This window comes from Erwinia sp. PME.40.26/001 (genome assembly GCF_055556675.1).
In genome coordinates this window covers 405,874-422,751 of the sequence record NZ_JBVHNP010000002.1, presented here as the reverse complement: position 1 = coordinate 422,751, position 16,878 = coordinate 405,874, and the positions used below count along the sequence as shown (strand labels likewise).

The window sequence follows — 16,878 nt, the reverse complement described above, 5'->3', positions numbered from 1 at the left end:
CCGCCGTATCAATACAGTGTTTTCTGCGGTGGCCCGGCAAAGTGCAGCGGCCCGATCGCCTTCATATTGACCACGACTAACGACGGCCCCGGCAGGGCGACCGCTTCTGCCAGCACACCGGCAAAGTCAGTGGCAGCATCGACGCTCCACGCCCGCAGCCCCATCGACCGCGCTAGCAGGGTAAAGTCCGGGGTGTGCAGCTGGTTATAATACTGCCGTCCGGCGAAGTATTTATCCTGAATCCCCCGCATCACTCCGTAGCCCCCGTCGTTCATCACCAGCAGCGTGACATTAGCCCGCTCCTGCACCAGCGTCGCCAGTTCCCCCAGGCCCAGCGCCAGCCCCCCGTCGCCGACCAGCCCCACCACTTTGCGCTGTGGATTCGCCAGCGCCGTGCCGATGGCCATCGCCAGCCCCATACCAATGGCACCGGCCAGGGAGTGAATATTCTGCAGCGGTCCGCTGGCAGGCAGCAGACGGCTGCCCCACAGGCTGCCGGAAACGGTGATATCACGCACCAGAATACCGTCGGCCGGTAATGCCGCTGCCACGGCATCATTCAGCGCGGCATACACGCCGCACTCCTGACGCAGCCTCTGCTCTGACCGGGCTACCGCATCAGCAATAGCGCTATCCAGCGCCGGATCCACCCGTGGCGACAGCCGCTCCGCCACCGCATTCAGCAGCGAGCGGCAGTCATAGTTAAGCACCGCATCCGCCTGATAATTACGGCTGGCGGCGGCGGGATCGAGGTCGATCTGAATTCTCGGCTGCGGCAGCGTCAGCGTCCAGCTGCGGGTCTCATTACTGCGCAGGCGCGATCCTGCAATTAGCGTCAGATCGCTCTGCGCCATCAGCGCCTCGACCGGGGGAGAATTATGGAAGGCCCGCAGACTGCGCGGATGTGCATCGGGCAAAATACCACGCCCGTGCGCGCTGGAAATCACCATCACGCCCGCATCGGCCAGCCGCGAAACCGCCGCCTCACAGCCCAGTGCCCCGCCGCCCACCCACAACAGCGGACGGCGTGCGCCTCTGATCCTCTCTGCCAGGTCGTTGATCACCCTGTCTGGCGCAGCCGGAGGTGATAATGGCCCCACCGCAGCCGTGACCAGCGTTACGGGTATCTGGCTATTCTGAATATCAATCGGGATCTCCACAGAGACCGGTCCACAGGGTGGGGTTTGTGCCAGTTGAATAGCACGATGGACTACCGCCACCGCCTGCTGCGGGGAATGCACCCGTAGCGCAGCTTTACTGCTGGCACGCAGGAAACCCAGCTGATCGCGGGCCTCATGAATAAACCCGCTGTCGGCGTCAAGCCAGGCTTTCTCCACCTGGCCGGTCAGATGCAGCAGCGGCGTGCCGGCATTCATCGCTTCCAGCAGTGCGCCCACCGCATTCCCTGCCCCGGCACCAGTACTGGTTAATGCAACACCCAGCCCGCTAAAACGACCGTGAGCATCGGCCATGGTGACCGCCCCCGCCTCGCCGCGTGCCGGAACAAAGTGCAGCTTACCCCGCTGGCCGATCGCATCAGCAATCGGTAAATTATGAATAGAAATAATGCCATACAGCGTGGTTACGCCATACTGTTCCAGCGTACGCGCCAGAGCTTCCCCTACCGTTATCGTCTCACTCATAATGCTCTTCCGTCCGAAGTTAGTCGCTCCAGCCATTAATGGCCGGGGTCGTCGCCAGATAGATACTCTTCTGCTGCATCCAGGCTTTGAGCCCCTGGAGTCCTTTTTCACGTCCCAGACCGCTCTGTTTTACGCCGCCAAAGGGGGTCGCCACCGAGAACACTTTGTAGGTATTGATCCATACCGTACCGGTCTCCAGCTGCCCGGCCAGCCGCAGCGCACGGGTGATGTCCCGCGTCCAGATCCCTGCCGCCAGGCCATAGATCGAATCATTCGCCTGGGCGATCAATCCGGCCTCATCATCAAAGGGCATCACGACCAGCACCGGCCCAAAGATCTCCTCCTGACACACCCGCGCCTGGTTATTGAGTCCGGCAATAATCGTCGGTTCGAACCAGTTTCCCTGCGCGAAAGCTGCATCGTCCGGAGCCCTGCCGCCGCAGAGGATCTCCCCCCCTTCTGCCCGTGCGAGTGCCACATATTCCGCCACTGACTGACGGTGTGCAGCGCTGATCAGCGGGCCTATATGCGTACCGGGCTGTAACGGATCGCCAAGAGATAATCCCCTCGTCAGGGTCAGCAGCCGGTCAAGCAGTGGCTGATACAGCGAACGGTGAACGAAAAGGCGCGCTCCGGCGATGCAGGCCTGCCCGGCAGAGCTGAAGATGCCATAACAGATGCCGCGCGCGGCCTGCTCAATATCAGCGTCCTCCAGCACGATGGTCGGCGACTTCCCCCCCAGTTCCAGCGAGGTGGCGATCAGCCTGTCAGCCGCCACGTGTGCCAGCAGACGTCCGGTGCGGGTGCCGCCGGTGAACGAGATCTTTTTCACCAGCGGATGTCGTGCCAGCGCCTCTCCCACTACCGACCCTTTCCCTGGCAGTACGCTTAACAGGCCGGGCGGCAGACCGGCCTCTTCAAACAGCGAAGCCAGCTGCAGTGCCATTAACGGCGTGGCTTCAGCCGGTTTCAGCACGACAGCATTACCCGCTGCCAGTGCCGGGGCGACCTTCTGCATTTCACTGGCAATCGGGGAGTTCCACGGGGTGATGGCGGCGACCACGCCGATCGGTTCGTAATGGCTTAAGGTGATGAAATCAGCGCTGCGCGGCGGCGGCAGTTCACCTTCCATTACCTCACAGGCGGCCGCAAAGTAGTGGGCAGTGGCCGCTGCACTGGCCACCAGCCCACGCGTTTCCGCCAGCGGCTTACCGTTATCCCGCGTTTGTAATACTGCCAGTGATTCCAGTCGGGCAAGGATCAGATCGCCGACGCGGTGCAGGATCGCCGCACGCTGGTGCGGCAGCATGTAGCGCCATTCAGGCTGACGCCAGGCACATTCAGCCGCGCTGACGGCGAGCTCTACGTCGTCAAGACTGGCTGCATTCAGCCAGGCATTCACCGTCCCGTCAGCGGGGAAAGTACTGCAAAAGCGTTCCCCGCGCCCTTCCCGCCACTCTCCGGCAAGGTACAGCTTTACTGTTTCCATCTCTTTTTCCTTCACGCGTCAATCAGCTGACGGCAGATCTGCACGGCACTGAGCGCCGCCAGTAACGAGGTTTTCGGATTGCGGGCTAACGGGCACCCCCGAAGTTCCAGATACAGCTCACCAAAACTGCCGGCGGCATGAAGAGTATGCGTATTGCGCAACGTGTCAGGGTCCACCACCAGCTCAACGCGAGTCAGATCCATCCCCATCCCCGCCAGCGCAATCGTGGCCGCCACGTTGGCATTGGCCGGGAACTGCTGTGCAGCTTCCCGGGCGCTGCCGCGAAAAAACACCTGCCGGGTAGTAATGGTATTGAGGTCGAGCAGCGTTTCCGCCCGGCTGCCGCGCCAGCTTTCCGGACTTTTACAGGCCTGGTACATCACGCTCAACAGCCCACCGACCTTTGCGGCTGCCAGCCCGTCCAGTCCGGCCACGGCCCCGGAAAGCGGGATCAGCTGCCCGCCCTGACTGCAGGCGCGCCGGAGACGCTGATGCAGCACCTCATTCGCCAGCGCCCCCGTTGAGACGATGGCCAGCCGCCAGCCACGCAGCAGGATCGCCTCTGCATACTCCCCAACGGCCTGCTGGCTGGCACACTCCAGCACCAGGTCAGGCTCCCCGTCGCACTGTTCAGGAGAAACGATAGCCTTAACCTGCCCGTCAAAACGGGAAAGAATAGCGGGATGATGATGTTCGCGTGCGAGGATCCAGCCGGGAGTGACGCCTGCCGGCAGGCGCGCAAGCACCTCCTGCGCCATGACACCAAAGCCGATCAACATAATTTTTTTCATGGGTATCCTTATAGCTGCCGCGAGAATCCGCCGGAAACATCCAGTGCCGCACCGGTGGTAAAAGAGGCCAGGGGAGACGCAAGGAAAAGTAATGCCCGCGCCGCTTCCTCCGGTTTACCTAAACGCCCGAGGGGAATACCGCGTCTTTCCGCCAGGGCCGTGGCCCACTGCTCCCAGCTCTGCTGCTGGTCTTCTCGCTGTTCAAAACGCCGTCGCCACTGGCCGGACTCCACCATGCCCAGCAAAATCGCATTAACACGGATGCCCTTGTGGACCAGCGCCTTCGACAGCGACAGCGTCAGGTTGAGCAGGGCCGCACGGGCCGCCGAGGTGGCGATCATGTGCTCTTCCGGCTGACGGGCCAGCAGTGAATTAACGCAGGTCACTGACGCAATATCCGAACGCTCCAGCGCCGGTAAAAACGCCTCAAGCGGATTAATCACGCCAAACAGCTTCAGTTCCGCCTCTTGTAACCAGGCGGAACGTGGCGTATCACTAAAATTAGCCACATAGCCCTGCCCGGCGTTGTTGATCAGCATGTCTGCAGCCCCAAATCGCTGACTGACCGCCTGAGCAAACCGCTCTACTGCCTGTTGATCCAGCACATCACAGTGCTGTGCCAGCATGTCGGCTTCGGGGTAGGCCTCGCGCAGTGCGGCGTGAGCACTGGCCAGTCGGGTGGTATTGCGGCCGCAGAACGCGACTCGGGCCCCCTCCGCCAGCAACAGTTTGAGCGTGGCGAATCCGATGCCCGACGACCCGCCCGTCACTACCGCGACCCGTCCTCTAATGTGAAGATCCATTTTCCTCTCCTGTGATCACCCGCCGCAGCTGGCGGTTAAAAAAGGCCGCATTGTCGAGATAACTGGCATGGCCGGCCCCGGGGATCGGCAGGTAGGGGAAGCCCTGACCGCGGGCAAGATCCTGAGCCTGAACCGGCGGCGTTATCGTATCCATCTCACCACACCACACTTCGGTCGGGCGGGAGTTTTTCGCCAGCCAGCCATGGATATCCTCATGCACCAGCAGGGATACCGCCTGCAGAAAACCCGATGGGTTAAGCCGCCGCATCCCGGCGGCAACGGTAGCCACATCGCGTTCATCAGCATCGGGCCGCAACAACCTGACCGCCCGGGTGGCAGCCAGTTTCTCCAGACCTCCTGCCAGCTGCTGCTGACGCTGGATGAGCACCTGCTGCTGTTTTTCCACCGTCGCCCGCCCATAGCCCTGCGCAGGGTCGGCCAGCACCAGATGCTTAACCCGCTGCGGATAGCTCACGGCAAAGGCGCTGGCGATCAATGCCCCCAGCGAATGCCCCACCAGCACCACCTGTTGCTCTCCGGCATCATCCAGCATCTGTGCCAGCGCCCCGGCATACCGTTCGGCGGCGGGTTCCGCCTCCGTCAGGGCAAGGCTCTTTCCGTAGCCTGGCGCGTCCCAGGCCAGGATACGACAGCAGCCCTGCAACCGCGGATCGTTCAGCTGTTTATGCCAGCTGCTGCTGCCTGAACTGATGCCATGAAGCAGAACCAGCGCCGGGCCGCTTCCCGCTTCATGCCACGCAATCATGACGATACCGGCTGGCGCTTAACCCGTGACAGGGGGTGTCCGGCGGGGTAGGTCGGAATATGCGGCTTCGCCGTGCCCAGCATCACGCACATCAGCGCTTCTTCCTCGCCGTGGTTAAACAGGCCGCGATAAATGCCCGCCGGAACGGATATCAGATCGCGCTCGTTCAGCACGGTTTCGTAATAGCCGTCGCCGTCCTGCACCATCAGCGTGATGCACCCTTTCAGCATAAAAAACACCTCTTCCACATCGTCATGCAGATGAAGCGGGCCTTCACATTTTGCCGGTAACACCATTGTCGAGAAGGTAAAATTCTCCGCAGGGACGGTATTACCATCGGCGGCAACCCCGGTCGCCCCCGTACCGATATAGCGCATCTGTGCCCGTCGGTATTTGGGGTCAAAATCGGCCTGAAACTTCAGCGCCTCCCAGTCATATTTACGCCCGGAAAAACGAGCAATGCGGGACTCAATCCACTGATCCATGGGCAGGCTGGCAGGTTTGACAGCCGCTTTTTCTCCAGTATTTGACATGGTTTAACTCTCCTCAGTAACGTTTCAGCATCGGAAGTAACAGCATGCAACCCAGCACGGCCATCACCACCAGAAAAAGCAGGCCACTGTCCATGCTGTGCGTAGAGGCAATCAGCGCCCCCATCAGCACAGGTGCCAGCGCCCCGGCAAAATTACCCAGACCGTTGAAAATTCCCCCGGCGGTTGCCGTCACACTGGACGGCGTAACCTTTGCCAGTAACGCAAACATGTTGGGTGCTCCCGCCCCCCACATAAACGTGCTGACGCTCATGGCGGCGATCACCATCCAGGTCTGTTGCAGATGCAGTACCGCCAGCAGGCCAGCCGCCGCGCCGCCCAGGGAGATAAAGCAGACCAGCGCACGGCGATCGAAGCGATCGGAAAGCCATGCGCCTGCCCCTTCCCCTAACAGCATGGCGATAAAGGGCAGTGACGACAGCCAGCCCACATCACTGAGATGGATGCCACGGCCTTCCACCAGATAGCTCGGCAGCCAGCCGTTAATCCCCCAGAGGTAGGTCAAGAAAGCGATGTTCGTCACGCAAATAATCCAGAAATGAACGCTGCGGAACAGACGCCTGCGCGCCGCTTTACGCGGCAGACTGACCTGACGCGATCCCGCAGGCATCTGACGCAGATTTCGCAGCGCCAGCCAGACCCAGACCATGACCGGCACCGTCAGCAACGCCATAAACCAGAAGGTGCTCTGCCAGCCAAAACGCGTCAGTAGAAAAAGGGAAAGTGGAAAACCGATGGCCGCCCCGATGGGGGTACCCAGCAGCCACAGCATGGTGGCCCGTGCCTGTAGATGTTGCGGAAAGTTCAGGCGAACCACGGCAAAAGCCAGCGGGAACAGGGGGCCTTCTGCCACACCCAGTGCCACGCGCAGCACCAGCATCATGCTGTAGGAATGACAAAAGCCCATCGCGATCATCAGCAGACACCACGACAGCATCATGATGGTCAGTAAGCGCAGCGGATTAATCCTGTCGCCCAGCCCACTTAACAGCACCGACGAGCAGCCATAACTGAGCAGAAAGGCGCTCATTAGCAGCCCGAGTCGGGTGGTATCAAAATCAATCCCCAGCGCCTGCTGGAAGATCGGGTCAGAAAACAGCGCAGCAATGCTCACCTTGTCAAAAAAGGCCAGCAGTACGCAGGCAAACAGGGCCAGCGGGATCGACCAGCGAACCTCCCCGCTGCACTGCGCATCCACGGCCGCCGTGGCAGGCTGATATTCAGATATGCTCATCAGTGTCGCCTCCGGTCAGCGCAGCGACATCAGCGGGAAATCAGGGTCGGCGAGCCGTTCAGCCTCCAGCCGGGTTCCCGCCGCCATCCAGCGCTTGGCCAGTTTGATACTGCGCGCGTCATTAAATGCCACCAGCTGTTGCAGACAGCAGTCCGCTCCCAGTCGGAACCACAGCGTACTGTCCCCCTGTGAACGGGTGACGGGGGTTCCCGTCTCGGCGGGCAGACCGAGGATCTGGATATTGACGTCATATTGATCCGACCACAGCCACGGGATCGCCTGATAAGGCGGGGACTGCGGGTCAAGCATTGCCCGTGCGGTGGCTATGGCCTGATTTTGGGCAAAGGCCCAGGACTGAAGAGAAATGCCAAGCTGGGGATGACGTGCCACGTCGCCCGCCGCAAAGATGAGCGGATCGCTGGTTCGTCCCTGCCCGTCCACGACAATGCCGTTATCGACGTTCAGCCCGGCCTGCAGGGCCAGTTCAAGATTCAGCTCAACGCCGATGCCCACCACAACGCGATCAAATATCTGCACCGCCGTGCGCGTACTGCTGATCTGCGGCAGACTCTGCCGGTAAGAGAGCTGGATCTCACCGCAGCCGGTGTGCAGCTCAACGCCATGCTGCTGATGTAGCGCCAGCAGGGCGGCAGAGACCCCCGGGTCGACACTGCGCTGACACAGTGCGGGCTGGCGCTCAAAAATCGTCACATCGATGCCTTTCTGACGTGCGGATGCCGCAATCTCCAGTCCAATCCATCCCCCACCGACGACAGCCAGCCGCCGGCAGTCGCTGAGGCCGGCCCTCAGTGTCAGTGCATCCTGCCAGCTCCGCAGCGTATGAATACGCGGATGGTTTTGCCATTCACGGCCTGGCATACGTGGGCGGCTGCCGGTCGCAATCAGCAACTGATCGTAAGGCAGGGTTTGCCCGTTACTGAGCATCACGCGCTGCTCTGACCGCGCGATCATTTCTGCCCGCAGCGGTCGATACCAGGTCAGATCCAGCGCCGCCTGCGATACCTCGCTAAACAGGCGGGTCAGTGAGGGGTCATTGTCCAGCAGCACACTTTTCGACAGCGGCGGACGTTCGTAAAAATCCCAGGGTTCATCTGCCACGATACTGATACGCCGATCGTATCCGCCCTCACGCAGCGTTTTCGCCGCCCAGCCTGCGGCCTGGCCACCGCCAATAATGACAATTCCGGCGCTCATACTGCCCCCTGCTTTTGCTGACGGCGGGTGGTGTAGTCTATGCCACCCTCCACGGCCCATTCGGTGAACGAAACCAGCGAGTGCTCGAGTTCACGCGGCTGCCAGTTCTCTGTCAGCCAGTCATCATTGGTGTAATACTCAAAAGCACCGCCGGTCGGACTGTTGACGTACCAAAAATAAGCGGAGGAAACCGGATGGCGGCCTGGGCCAATAAAGGTGCTCCACTGCTGTTTGTTCATCGCCAGCCCACCGCCAGCCACCTCGTGAATATCACGAACGTTGAAAGCCACGTGATTCAGGCCACGCTTACCGGTGGGTAATTGCAGCAGGAACAGGTTGTGATGGCCTCCGCACGGCTGCGTGCGCAAAAATACTGCACGGTTGATGTAACGGTCTGATACCTGGAAACCGAGCACCTCACGATAGAAGCGCTCGGTTTCGGCAAGGTCATTTACAAAGAACACCACATGACCGATGTTAATCGGGGTCGCCTGGCTGTAGACCGGGCTGGGGCAATCGACCCGGCGTATATCGCCCCACTGATTCATCGGAGGAACGTCCAGCGTGACCGCCTGCTGCTGGCTGATGGCGATACATAACGCCATACCGTTTGGGTCAGTGCAGTGCAACGCGCCGTGCTTTTCTTCAAAGGGCACCCGGCCACTCAGCTTATCCGCGATAGCCTCCAGTGCAGCACGATCGCTGACGCCCCAGGTGACACGCCGCAGCGTAGAACCGGGTTCAAAGGGGGGCGGCAGATCCTGACAATCGACAGGGTGCAGCACCACCTCTGCCCCGCTCAGCGTCTGAAAATGGCTGGCATCACGCGCGGAAAGCCCGAAATCCACCATAAACTTGCTGCACAGCGCCAGGTCCTCCACGCCAAACTCCAGCTTCTCAATTCCGCATACGCTCATGATCCTGCCTCTTTTTTGGTCAATTTTCTGAATTTTGGCGTGCAGATGCCCCACCGCAACGGTCGCGGCGTCACCCTTACCTGTTTTACGCATTAGCCCGCTTTTAAACGGTGCCCTAAATAACCGGAGATTTTTGCTGCTGCATCAGCCACCATTTGCTGTAGTCGCTTACGGTCAGCGTCAGGGATCTCTCCTGCAGGAACCAGGATGCTGACAACGGCGCAAACGCGTCGGTTGCGGTCGAAAACGGGATAGACAATCGACGAGATCCCCCAGCGGAAAAAGGATTCACCCACCACGTAGCCGCGTTGCCTGTCAAGCTGGACCATCTCCCACAGTGCATCACGATCCTGTAAGGTCCCCTGCTCACTGCCCGGCAGTATGGGGTCAGGATAAAGTTGCTCAAACTCGCTACGGTTGAGGTCGGTCAGCAACATTCTGCCCAGCGACGTGCAGTGCGCGGGCAGTCGCGTACCGATACTCACCTGATTGATCTGCGTTCCCGCCGCACTGACACGGGCGATGTAGACCAGATCGGACCCGTCGCGAATCGCAAGATGGCTGCTACAAAGGCTGGCATCACGAAGCTGCTCAATCACCGGCTGACCGGCGCGTGCCACATCCAACGAGGCAAGATATTCAAATCCCAGCCTCAGTACCATCATGCCGAGACTGAAGGTATTCGTCCGGGGGTTACGCTCCAGGAAGCCCAGATATTCCAGCGTTTGAACCACCCGGTAAGCCGTCGCCTTAGGCATCGAAACCAGGCGGTGCAGTTCGGTAAACGTCATTTCTCGCTGCTGCTGCCCAAACGCCAACAGCAGTTGCAAACCGCGATCCAGTCCAGGGATCAGGTAACGGCAGCCGGTTTCGTCAGACATACTCACTCCCGAACATCAGTTAAAAATAAAACCACCGTTGACCGGCAACAGCTGCCCGGTAACGAAGTCCGCCAGCGGGGACAGCAGCCAGATCACGCTACCGCTGACATCCTGAGGATGCTGTGCTCCGCGCAGCGCCCGTCCCTGCTCATAAAGCTGATGGCGGGCGGCCGGCACATACTCTGTCGCCGCCACCCGCGTCAGCCCGGGCGCAATAGCGTTGACACAAAGTCCCCGCTCGCCCAGCTCACGCGCCATTGAGCGCGTCATCGCGATAATGGCCCCCTTACTGGCCACGTAGGCCATCAGATTCGGCGCGCCCCACAGGGCAGTATCGGATGCCACGTTGACGATTTTCCCCCCCGGGGGCATCAGCGGCACGGCGGCTTTTGACACCAGCCAGCTGCCGCGCACGTTGACCTGCATCACGCGATCCCAGAGATCAATGTCGTACTCCAGCATATTTTTGCCACCCACACCGGTGGCGAGGGCGGCGTTATTGACTAATCCATCAATGGGCCCGCTCTGACCCAGTGCGGTAAAGGTGCGTTCAATCGCCTGCGGATCGGCAATATCCAGTACCCGGTGCTCCACCTGCGCACCGGTCTCACGCAGCTGGGTGGCGCACTGCTCAAGCTCATCCGCGAGGATATCCAGCATGACCACTCGTGCATCCTGCGCAGCCATATCCCGGGCAAACTGCCAGCCCAGTCCACGCGCAGCACCGGTCACCACGATACGCCGGCCGGCCAACAGCCCGGCCATCAGCGCGGCTCCGGTGCGGCAGCGTTCTCTGCCAGCGTTGCCAGCTGCTGTTTCGCCGCCTTTTGCATCAGACGGCGCAGGCGCGACAGCCCGACATCGTGCTGGTAGAGATACTCATGATCGCGGGCTGCCGGAGCCATCGACTCGAGGATCACTCTGTCCTGCTCCAGCACGTCCCAGTGCAGCCCCTCCAGGCGGTTGCGGTAGAAGAAGCGCCACATATCACGCTGCCAGCCGTCAACCTGACGAATACGCCAGAAGAATACCCGACAGTGGTCAGTGTCTTCCGGCACCACCATCCCTACAATCCAGAACGGGCCACCCGGCCCAAAACGCTTCTGATAGGGAATGGACAGCCTCATCCACTGGGCACCACTTTCGCCAAACTCCACCCAGTCAAAGTTGACGCCTTTCTGTCCCTCTTTCTGGAACAGGAACCCCGTGTCGGTCAGCGCCAGGACCATATCCGCTTTCCGATCGCCTTCGGCCATCGAGTGTGACGACGAATGCAGATAGGTACCGTGCATCGGGTCCATCACATTTTCCAGCGCATACTGATAGTTGCAGTTCCATGCGGCCGTGCAGAGGAAATGGCTGTAGTGCTCGCTGTCAGCCAGCTCCTGCGGGAACACCAGCTCGGAAGCAGCCTCGTCATGGGTCACCCCAAACCAGATAAAAATCGCCCCATGCGCTTCCTGCACGCTATAGGTGCGGACGCATTTCTGGCCGACCAGTGGGCAGCGATCCACCGCCGGAACATCGGTCACCGTTCCGCTTCCTGCGACTTCGACTCCGTGATACCAGCAGGCAATGCGGTCCCCCAGATTCCAGCCCATCGACAGTCGTGCACCGCGATGCGGACAGCGGTCTTCCAGCGCCTGCAGGCGACCTTGTGCATCACGCCATACCACAATCTGCTGCCCCAGTCGGGTAATACCTACCGGGGCGGAATGCACCTCCCAGCTGGCCAAAACCGGATACCACAGCCCGCGCAGACCTTCATCAAGATACTGTTTTACATTCATTATTCACTCCCTGTTCAGTAGCCGTTGACCCGGAGGAAATCCCGGAAGCTCTCTTCCGTCCATGGCGTGCCGCTGCGGTCAAAGACCCGCTGCTGATTAAGCGCTGGCACCAGCTGTGCCAGCGTGGCGATGCCCTGGCTGAACAGCGCTTCCAGCTCAGTAATTAACGTCACTTCAAAAGGGTCCGGCTCCCGGCGGCGCGTCTGCCAGATAATATTCTGGTACTGGCCCGGGACATGGATGGCCCCATTCCCGCCCTCTTTGGGCGGTGTAAACTGGCGGCTTTCAGGCAGCTGCGGATTAAACGCGGATTGATTGCTCATTACGGTTGGTCCTCTGTCACCACATTGATTTGAATCTGCCCGTCCACCACCCGGAGGGGATAACGCGTCAAATCTCGTTCGCCAGGTTCACGCAGACAGCGACCTGTTTTAATATCAAAGACCGCCTCATGCAGCGGGCATTCCACCTTGCCATCCTCAACAAAACCCTGACTCAGCAGGGCGTACGCATGCGGGCAGACATCTTCCAGCGCGTAATACTCTCCGTCGACCAGATAAACCCCTATTTCACGGCCTTCGATATTAGCGGCGAAAGGAAAGTCAGCCTGTATCTGCGAAATATTACAGACATTATTCCAGCTCATTCACATTACTCCTGCCATTTGTTTCAAATATGAAACTTTGTTCCTTATCTAATACGCTCAATATAGAAGTGATAATCAATGCGTCAATAGGCGATATTGGCGAAATGGATTTGCATATCATTTTATTTAGGGTAAGTGTGCAGACGATCACGAAAAATAAGATTTACTATAAATTTGATAAGAATCCTTTTGCAAGAAAAACAAAGAATATCCTCTCAGATTGAATTCAGACTCCACCAGAACAACAGAGAAAAACTGACGCACCACAAATAACAATTAAAAAACAATAGGGATAATGTGTTATGAGATGTAGTAATCGATTAAAACCCAATAATTAAAATAATAAAATCAATTACTTAAAACAAAAATCAGATCAGAAGGATTAAAAAATAATTTAAAAAAAACTGTAAATAATACTAAAAAAAAATTAAAAAAGTTTCACCCATAAAACTAACGCTCACATTGTTCATTAAATGATCACTACTGGCTTTTTTGGTTTTTTATTGGTATTAGATTCACATTAGCTTTATGAAGAAGGGGAAGTATCAGGCTTCATGATTGACGGGATTATTCTTATATTACGTGATGTTATCTGTAGCAGACAGGCGATAACGTCATGTCTGTTATTTTTTATTGATTATATTGAGATAATTTCTGGAAGTTAATTACTAGATGTGACGGTAAACATTTACCCTGCGAAGTACGTCAGGTGAGAGGCAAGGCTGACATCGGGAAATATCCCGACGCCGTCGGTAGCGGCGTCGGAATGTCAGCTCATCAGCCCTTATTGGCTGCCTGAACGTGCAGCATGTCCAGCGCCAGGCTGGCAGCCGCCAGCGCGGTAATATCAGACTGGTCGTAGCCCGGAGCCACTTCCACCAGATCCATCCCGACAATGTTCATGCCCTGCAGGCCACGTACCAGCTTGCTGGCTTTGTCGCTGGTCAGGCCGCCGATCACCGGCGTACCGGTTCCCGGCGCATGGGCCGGATCGAGGCAGTCGATATCAAAGGTCAGGTAGACAGGCAGGTCACCCACAATCTGCTTCACCTGAGCGAGGATGTCCTCTACGCTGCGGTCGTTGACCTGCGCAGCATCCAGCACGTTGAAGCCCAGCGACTTATCAAACTCGGTACGGATACCAATTTGAACGGAGTGTTCAGGTGAGATCAATCCCTCTTTTGGCGCCGTATAGAACATGGTGCCATGATCGAAGGTCGGGCCATTTGAATAGGTATCGGTATGCGCATCGAAGTGAACCAGCGCCATTTTACCAAAAGTTTTTGCATGGGCGCGTAGCAGCGGCAGCGTGATGTAGTGATCCCCGCCGAAGGTCAGCATCCGCTTGCCGCTGGCCAGCAATTTCTCGGCGTGCGCCTGGAGTTTATCGCTCAGATCCTGAGAATCACCAAAAGCATAAACCAAATCGCCGCAGTCAATCACGTTCAGGCGTTCACGCAGGTTGAACTCCCACGGCCAGCGGCAACCTTCCCACGCCAGGTTGGTGGAGATCTGACGGATAGCGCCCGGCCCAAGACGGCTACCGGGACGACCAGAGGTCGCGGCATCAAACGGGATGCCGGTGATCACCCACTCGGCATCGCTGTCGTAAGGCTGGAAATTGACCGGGAAACGCATAAAACCGAAGGCGTTAGACACCAGCGAGTTATCGTACTGATTACCCAGGGTGTTATTCATAGCAACTCCTATAGTTAAAAAAAATCCCCACCGCGTCGTTAACCCGACGAGGAAGGGATTTGCTGGTTCAGAAACAGAGCCGGAGGTTATCGCTCCGCTTTTACTCGTCTTCTAAGTACGTGTATCCGTAAAGGCCCGCTTCAAACTCTTCCAGGAACTGCGCGCGCAGCTCTTCATCCAGATCGCTCTGTTTGATCTGGTTACGGAAGTGGGTCAGCAACTCTGCCGGATTCAGCTGCACGTACTCCAGCATATCGGCGACGGTATCGCCTTCATCAGAAAGCTGGACTTCCACGCTGCCGTCAGGGAAGGCAAACACGTCAACCGCTTCGGTATCGCCAAACAGGTTGTGCATGTTACCCAGGATCTCCTGGTACGCCCCCACCATAAAGAAGCCGAGCATCGGCGGGTTATCGATATCGTATTCAGGCATCGGCATGGTGGTGGCAATGCCGTCACCGTCAATATAGTGGTCGATAGTGCCGTCAGAATCACAGGTAATATCCAGCAGCACCGCACGACGCTCCGGCACCTGATTCAGGCCTTCCAGCGGCATCACCGGGAACAGCTGATCGATACCCCACGCATCCGGCATTGACTGGAACAACGAGAAGTTGACGTAAATCTTATCCGCCATGCGCTCCTGCAGTTCGTCGATGATCGGGCGGTGTGCACGATTGCTCGGGTCAAGGTGCTGCTGAATATAGTGACAGATGCTCAGATACAGCTGTTCTGCCCACGCACGCTGCGTCAGGTCATAGGTACCCTGCGAGTAGCCGGTGTGAATATCAAACAGGTCCATCTGGCTGTCATGCAACCATTCGCGCAGCGAACGTCGGTTGCTCGGTTCGTGCATTTCCTGCCAGGTGTCCCACATGCTGACAATCGGACGCGGGGAGTCTTCCAGCGGCGGCTGAGGCTCGCTGAACTCATTGCGCTCCACCCCGATAATATTGGACACCAGCACCGTGTGGTGTGCAGTAACGGCACGACCGGATTCGGTGATCACCGTCGGGTGCGGCAGGTCGTGCTCATCGCAGGCATCACCAATCGCCCAGATGACGTTGTTGGCGTACTCGTTAAGCCCGTAGTTGACCGAGCAGTCGCTCTGGGAGCGCGTGCCTTCGTAGTCAACGCCAAGCCCACCGCCCACGTCAAAGCACTGGATATTCACGCCCAGCTTTGCCAGTTCAACGTAGAAGCGTGCCGATTCGCGCACGCCGGTGGCGATATCGCGAATGTTGGCCATCTGCGAACCCAGGTGGAAGTGCAGCAGCTGCAGGCTTTCCATCCGACCCGCTTCACGCATGATCTCCACCAGCTTCAGCACCTGAGTGGCTGACAGACCAAACTTCGACTTTTCACCGCCGCTTGACTGCCATTTGCCGGAACCCTGGGAGGCCAGACGCGCGCGAATACCCAGACGCGGCACCACATTCAGGCGCTCCGCTTCTTCAAGTACCAGCTTCACTTCGGTCATTTTTTCCAGCACCAGATAGACCTTGTGGCCCATCTTCTCGCCAATCAGCGCAAGGCGGATATATTCACGGTCTTTATAGCCGTTACAGACAATCACCGAGCGGGTCATACCTGCGTGAGCCAGTACGGCCATCAGCTCGGCTTTAGAGCCCGCCTCCAGGCCCAGCGGTTCGCCGGAGTTAATCAGCGACTCGATCACGCGCTTATGCTGGTTAACCTTAATCGGGTAAACCAGGAAGTAATCACCGCGATAGCCATAGGATTCACGCGCGCGTTTAAAGGCGGCGTTAATCGAGCGCAGGCGGTGCTGTAAAATCTGTGGGAAGCAGAACAGGGCTGGCAGACGCTGGCCTTCGGCCTCGCGCTCTTTAACCAGTTTGGCGAGGTCAACGCGGGCTTCCGGTACATCCGGATCGGGGCAGACACTGATGTGGCCCAGCTCGTTGACGTCATAGTAGTTATTACCCCACCAGGCGATGTTATAGGTACGCAGCATTTTGCTGGCATCCTGATCGCTCATGGCGACCTCCTGCATGGAGCGTAGTACACCCTGTTCGCCTGCTGACGAACCCTTAATTGTCTTCATGTCGTCAGACATCGCGAACCTCAAGTTGTAATGATGCAAAACAGCAATCCGCTACAGGCGTCCCCTGCAGCAATAACACATTCCCCGCCGGTATTTTCAGCCCTGGAGCTTGAAAGGCCATTAAGCGCGGATTCTTAAGTATAACATTGTAAGACACGTCGCGGACTCCGGGTAACGGGTCAGAGAAGTAATAAGGACCACTCTCAGGATAATCTGAGAGCACCGCTGTGAGTATAGAAAGCTTAACCGCCGCAGGTGTCGGGATTATGACCAACGCAGCAATCGCTTCGGCTCAAAGGGCAAGGAGTCGTGATAAATGAGGGGAAACTGAACACGCCCGAATGGCGTAACTGACCGGATGAAACGACATCATGGTTCATTACTGCTAT

Annotated in this window: 16 protein-coding genes; all 16 read right to left on the bottom strand. The window is 58.2% G+C overall.

What is annotated here, in order from left to right; translation table 11 throughout:
* Positions 1-8 precede the first annotated feature (8 nt).
* On the bottom strand, positions 9-1,643 hold the full coding sequence (locus ACZ3HG_RS09450; protein WP_465332735.1) for a thiamine pyrophosphate-binding protein: 1,635 nt from the start codon (positions 1,641-1,643) through the stop codon (positions 9-11).
* Between the two features lie 19 nt (positions 1,644-1,662).
* On the bottom strand, positions 1,663-3,132 hold the full coding sequence (locus tag ACZ3HG_RS09445) for an aldehyde dehydrogenase (RefSeq protein ID WP_191933890.1): 1,470 nt from the start codon (positions 3,130-3,132) through the stop codon (positions 1,663-1,665).
* A gap of 11 nt (positions 3,133-3,143) precedes the next feature.
* Complete coding sequence (locus ACZ3HG_RS09440; protein WP_191933889.1) at positions 3,144-3,923, bottom strand: aspartate dehydrogenase; 780 nt, start codon at positions 3,921-3,923, stop codon at positions 3,144-3,146.
* Between the two features lie 8 nt (positions 3,924-3,931).
* On the bottom strand, positions 3,932-4,726 hold the full coding sequence (locus ACZ3HG_RS09435; protein WP_191933888.1) for an SDR family oxidoreductase: 795 nt from the start codon (positions 4,724-4,726) through the stop codon (positions 3,932-3,934).
* Positions 4,710-5,492, bottom strand: coding sequence for an alpha/beta fold hydrolase (locus ACZ3HG_RS09430; RefSeq protein WP_191933887.1), 783 nt, complete (start codon positions 5,490-5,492; stop codon positions 4,710-4,712). The genes ACZ3HG_RS09435 and ACZ3HG_RS09430 overlap by 17 nt, the downstream gene beginning before the upstream one ends.
* Complete coding sequence (locus ACZ3HG_RS09425; RefSeq protein ID WP_191933886.1) at positions 5,489-6,025, bottom strand: cupin domain-containing protein; 537 nt, start codon at positions 6,023-6,025, stop codon at positions 5,489-5,491. The genes ACZ3HG_RS09430 and ACZ3HG_RS09425 overlap by 4 nt, the downstream gene beginning before the upstream one ends.
* 13 nt (positions 6,026-6,038) lie before the next feature.
* Positions 6,039-7,277: an MFS transporter gene (locus ACZ3HG_RS09420; RefSeq protein ID WP_191936261.1), complete on the bottom strand. Its 1,239-nt coding sequence runs from the start codon at positions 7,275-7,277 to the stop codon at positions 6,039-6,041.
* A gap of 15 nt (positions 7,278-7,292) precedes the next feature.
* Positions 7,293-8,492, bottom strand: a complete 1,200-nt coding sequence (locus tag ACZ3HG_RS09415) for an NAD(P)/FAD-dependent oxidoreductase (RefSeq protein WP_465332734.1) — start codon at positions 8,490-8,492, stop codon at positions 7,293-7,295.
* On the bottom strand, positions 8,489-9,409 hold the full coding sequence (locus ACZ3HG_RS09410; RefSeq protein WP_191933883.1) for a VOC family protein: 921 nt from the start codon (positions 9,407-9,409) through the stop codon (positions 8,489-8,491). The genes ACZ3HG_RS09415 and ACZ3HG_RS09410 overlap by 4 nt, the downstream gene beginning before the upstream one ends.
* Positions 9,410-9,501: 92 nt before the next feature.
* Positions 9,502-10,290 carry an IclR family transcriptional regulator gene (locus tag ACZ3HG_RS09405; RefSeq protein WP_191933882.1) on the bottom strand — a complete coding sequence of 263 codons (789 nt, stop codon included), beginning with the start codon at positions 10,288-10,290 and terminating at the stop codon, positions 9,502-9,504.
* Positions 10,291-10,305: 15 nt separating this feature from the next.
* Positions 10,306-11,055, bottom strand: a complete 750-nt coding sequence (locus ACZ3HG_RS09400) for an SDR family oxidoreductase (protein ID WP_191933881.1) — start codon at positions 11,053-11,055, stop codon at positions 10,306-10,308.
* A complete protein-coding gene (locus ACZ3HG_RS09395; RefSeq protein WP_191936263.1) occupies positions 11,055-12,080 on the bottom strand; it encodes an aromatic ring-hydroxylating oxygenase subunit alpha in 1,026 nt (341 codons plus the stop codon). The genes ACZ3HG_RS09400 and ACZ3HG_RS09395 overlap by 1 nt, the downstream gene beginning before the upstream one ends.
* A gap of 14 nt (positions 12,081-12,094) precedes the next feature.
* Entirely contained in the window at positions 12,095-12,403 is a 309-nt protein-coding gene (locus ACZ3HG_RS09390) for a recombinase-like helix-turn-helix domain-containing protein (RefSeq protein WP_465332733.1), read from the bottom strand.
* Entirely contained in the window at positions 12,403-12,726 is a 324-nt protein-coding gene (locus ACZ3HG_RS09385) for a Rieske (2Fe-2S) protein (RefSeq protein WP_191936264.1), read from the bottom strand. The genes ACZ3HG_RS09390 and ACZ3HG_RS09385 overlap by 1 nt, the downstream gene beginning before the upstream one ends.
* Positions 12,727-13,503: 777 nt before the next feature.
* Positions 13,504-14,424 (bottom strand): agmatinase, encoded by a 921-nt coding sequence (gene speB, locus ACZ3HG_RS09380; RefSeq protein ID WP_191927632.1) that lies wholly within the window; start codon positions 14,422-14,424, stop codon positions 13,504-13,506.
* Between the two features lie 100 nt (positions 14,425-14,524).
* Entirely contained in the window at positions 14,525-16,501 is a 1,977-nt protein-coding gene (gene speA, locus ACZ3HG_RS09375) for a biosynthetic arginine decarboxylase (RefSeq protein ID WP_072277432.1), read from the bottom strand.
* Between the last annotated feature and the right edge of the window lie 377 nt (positions 16,502-16,878).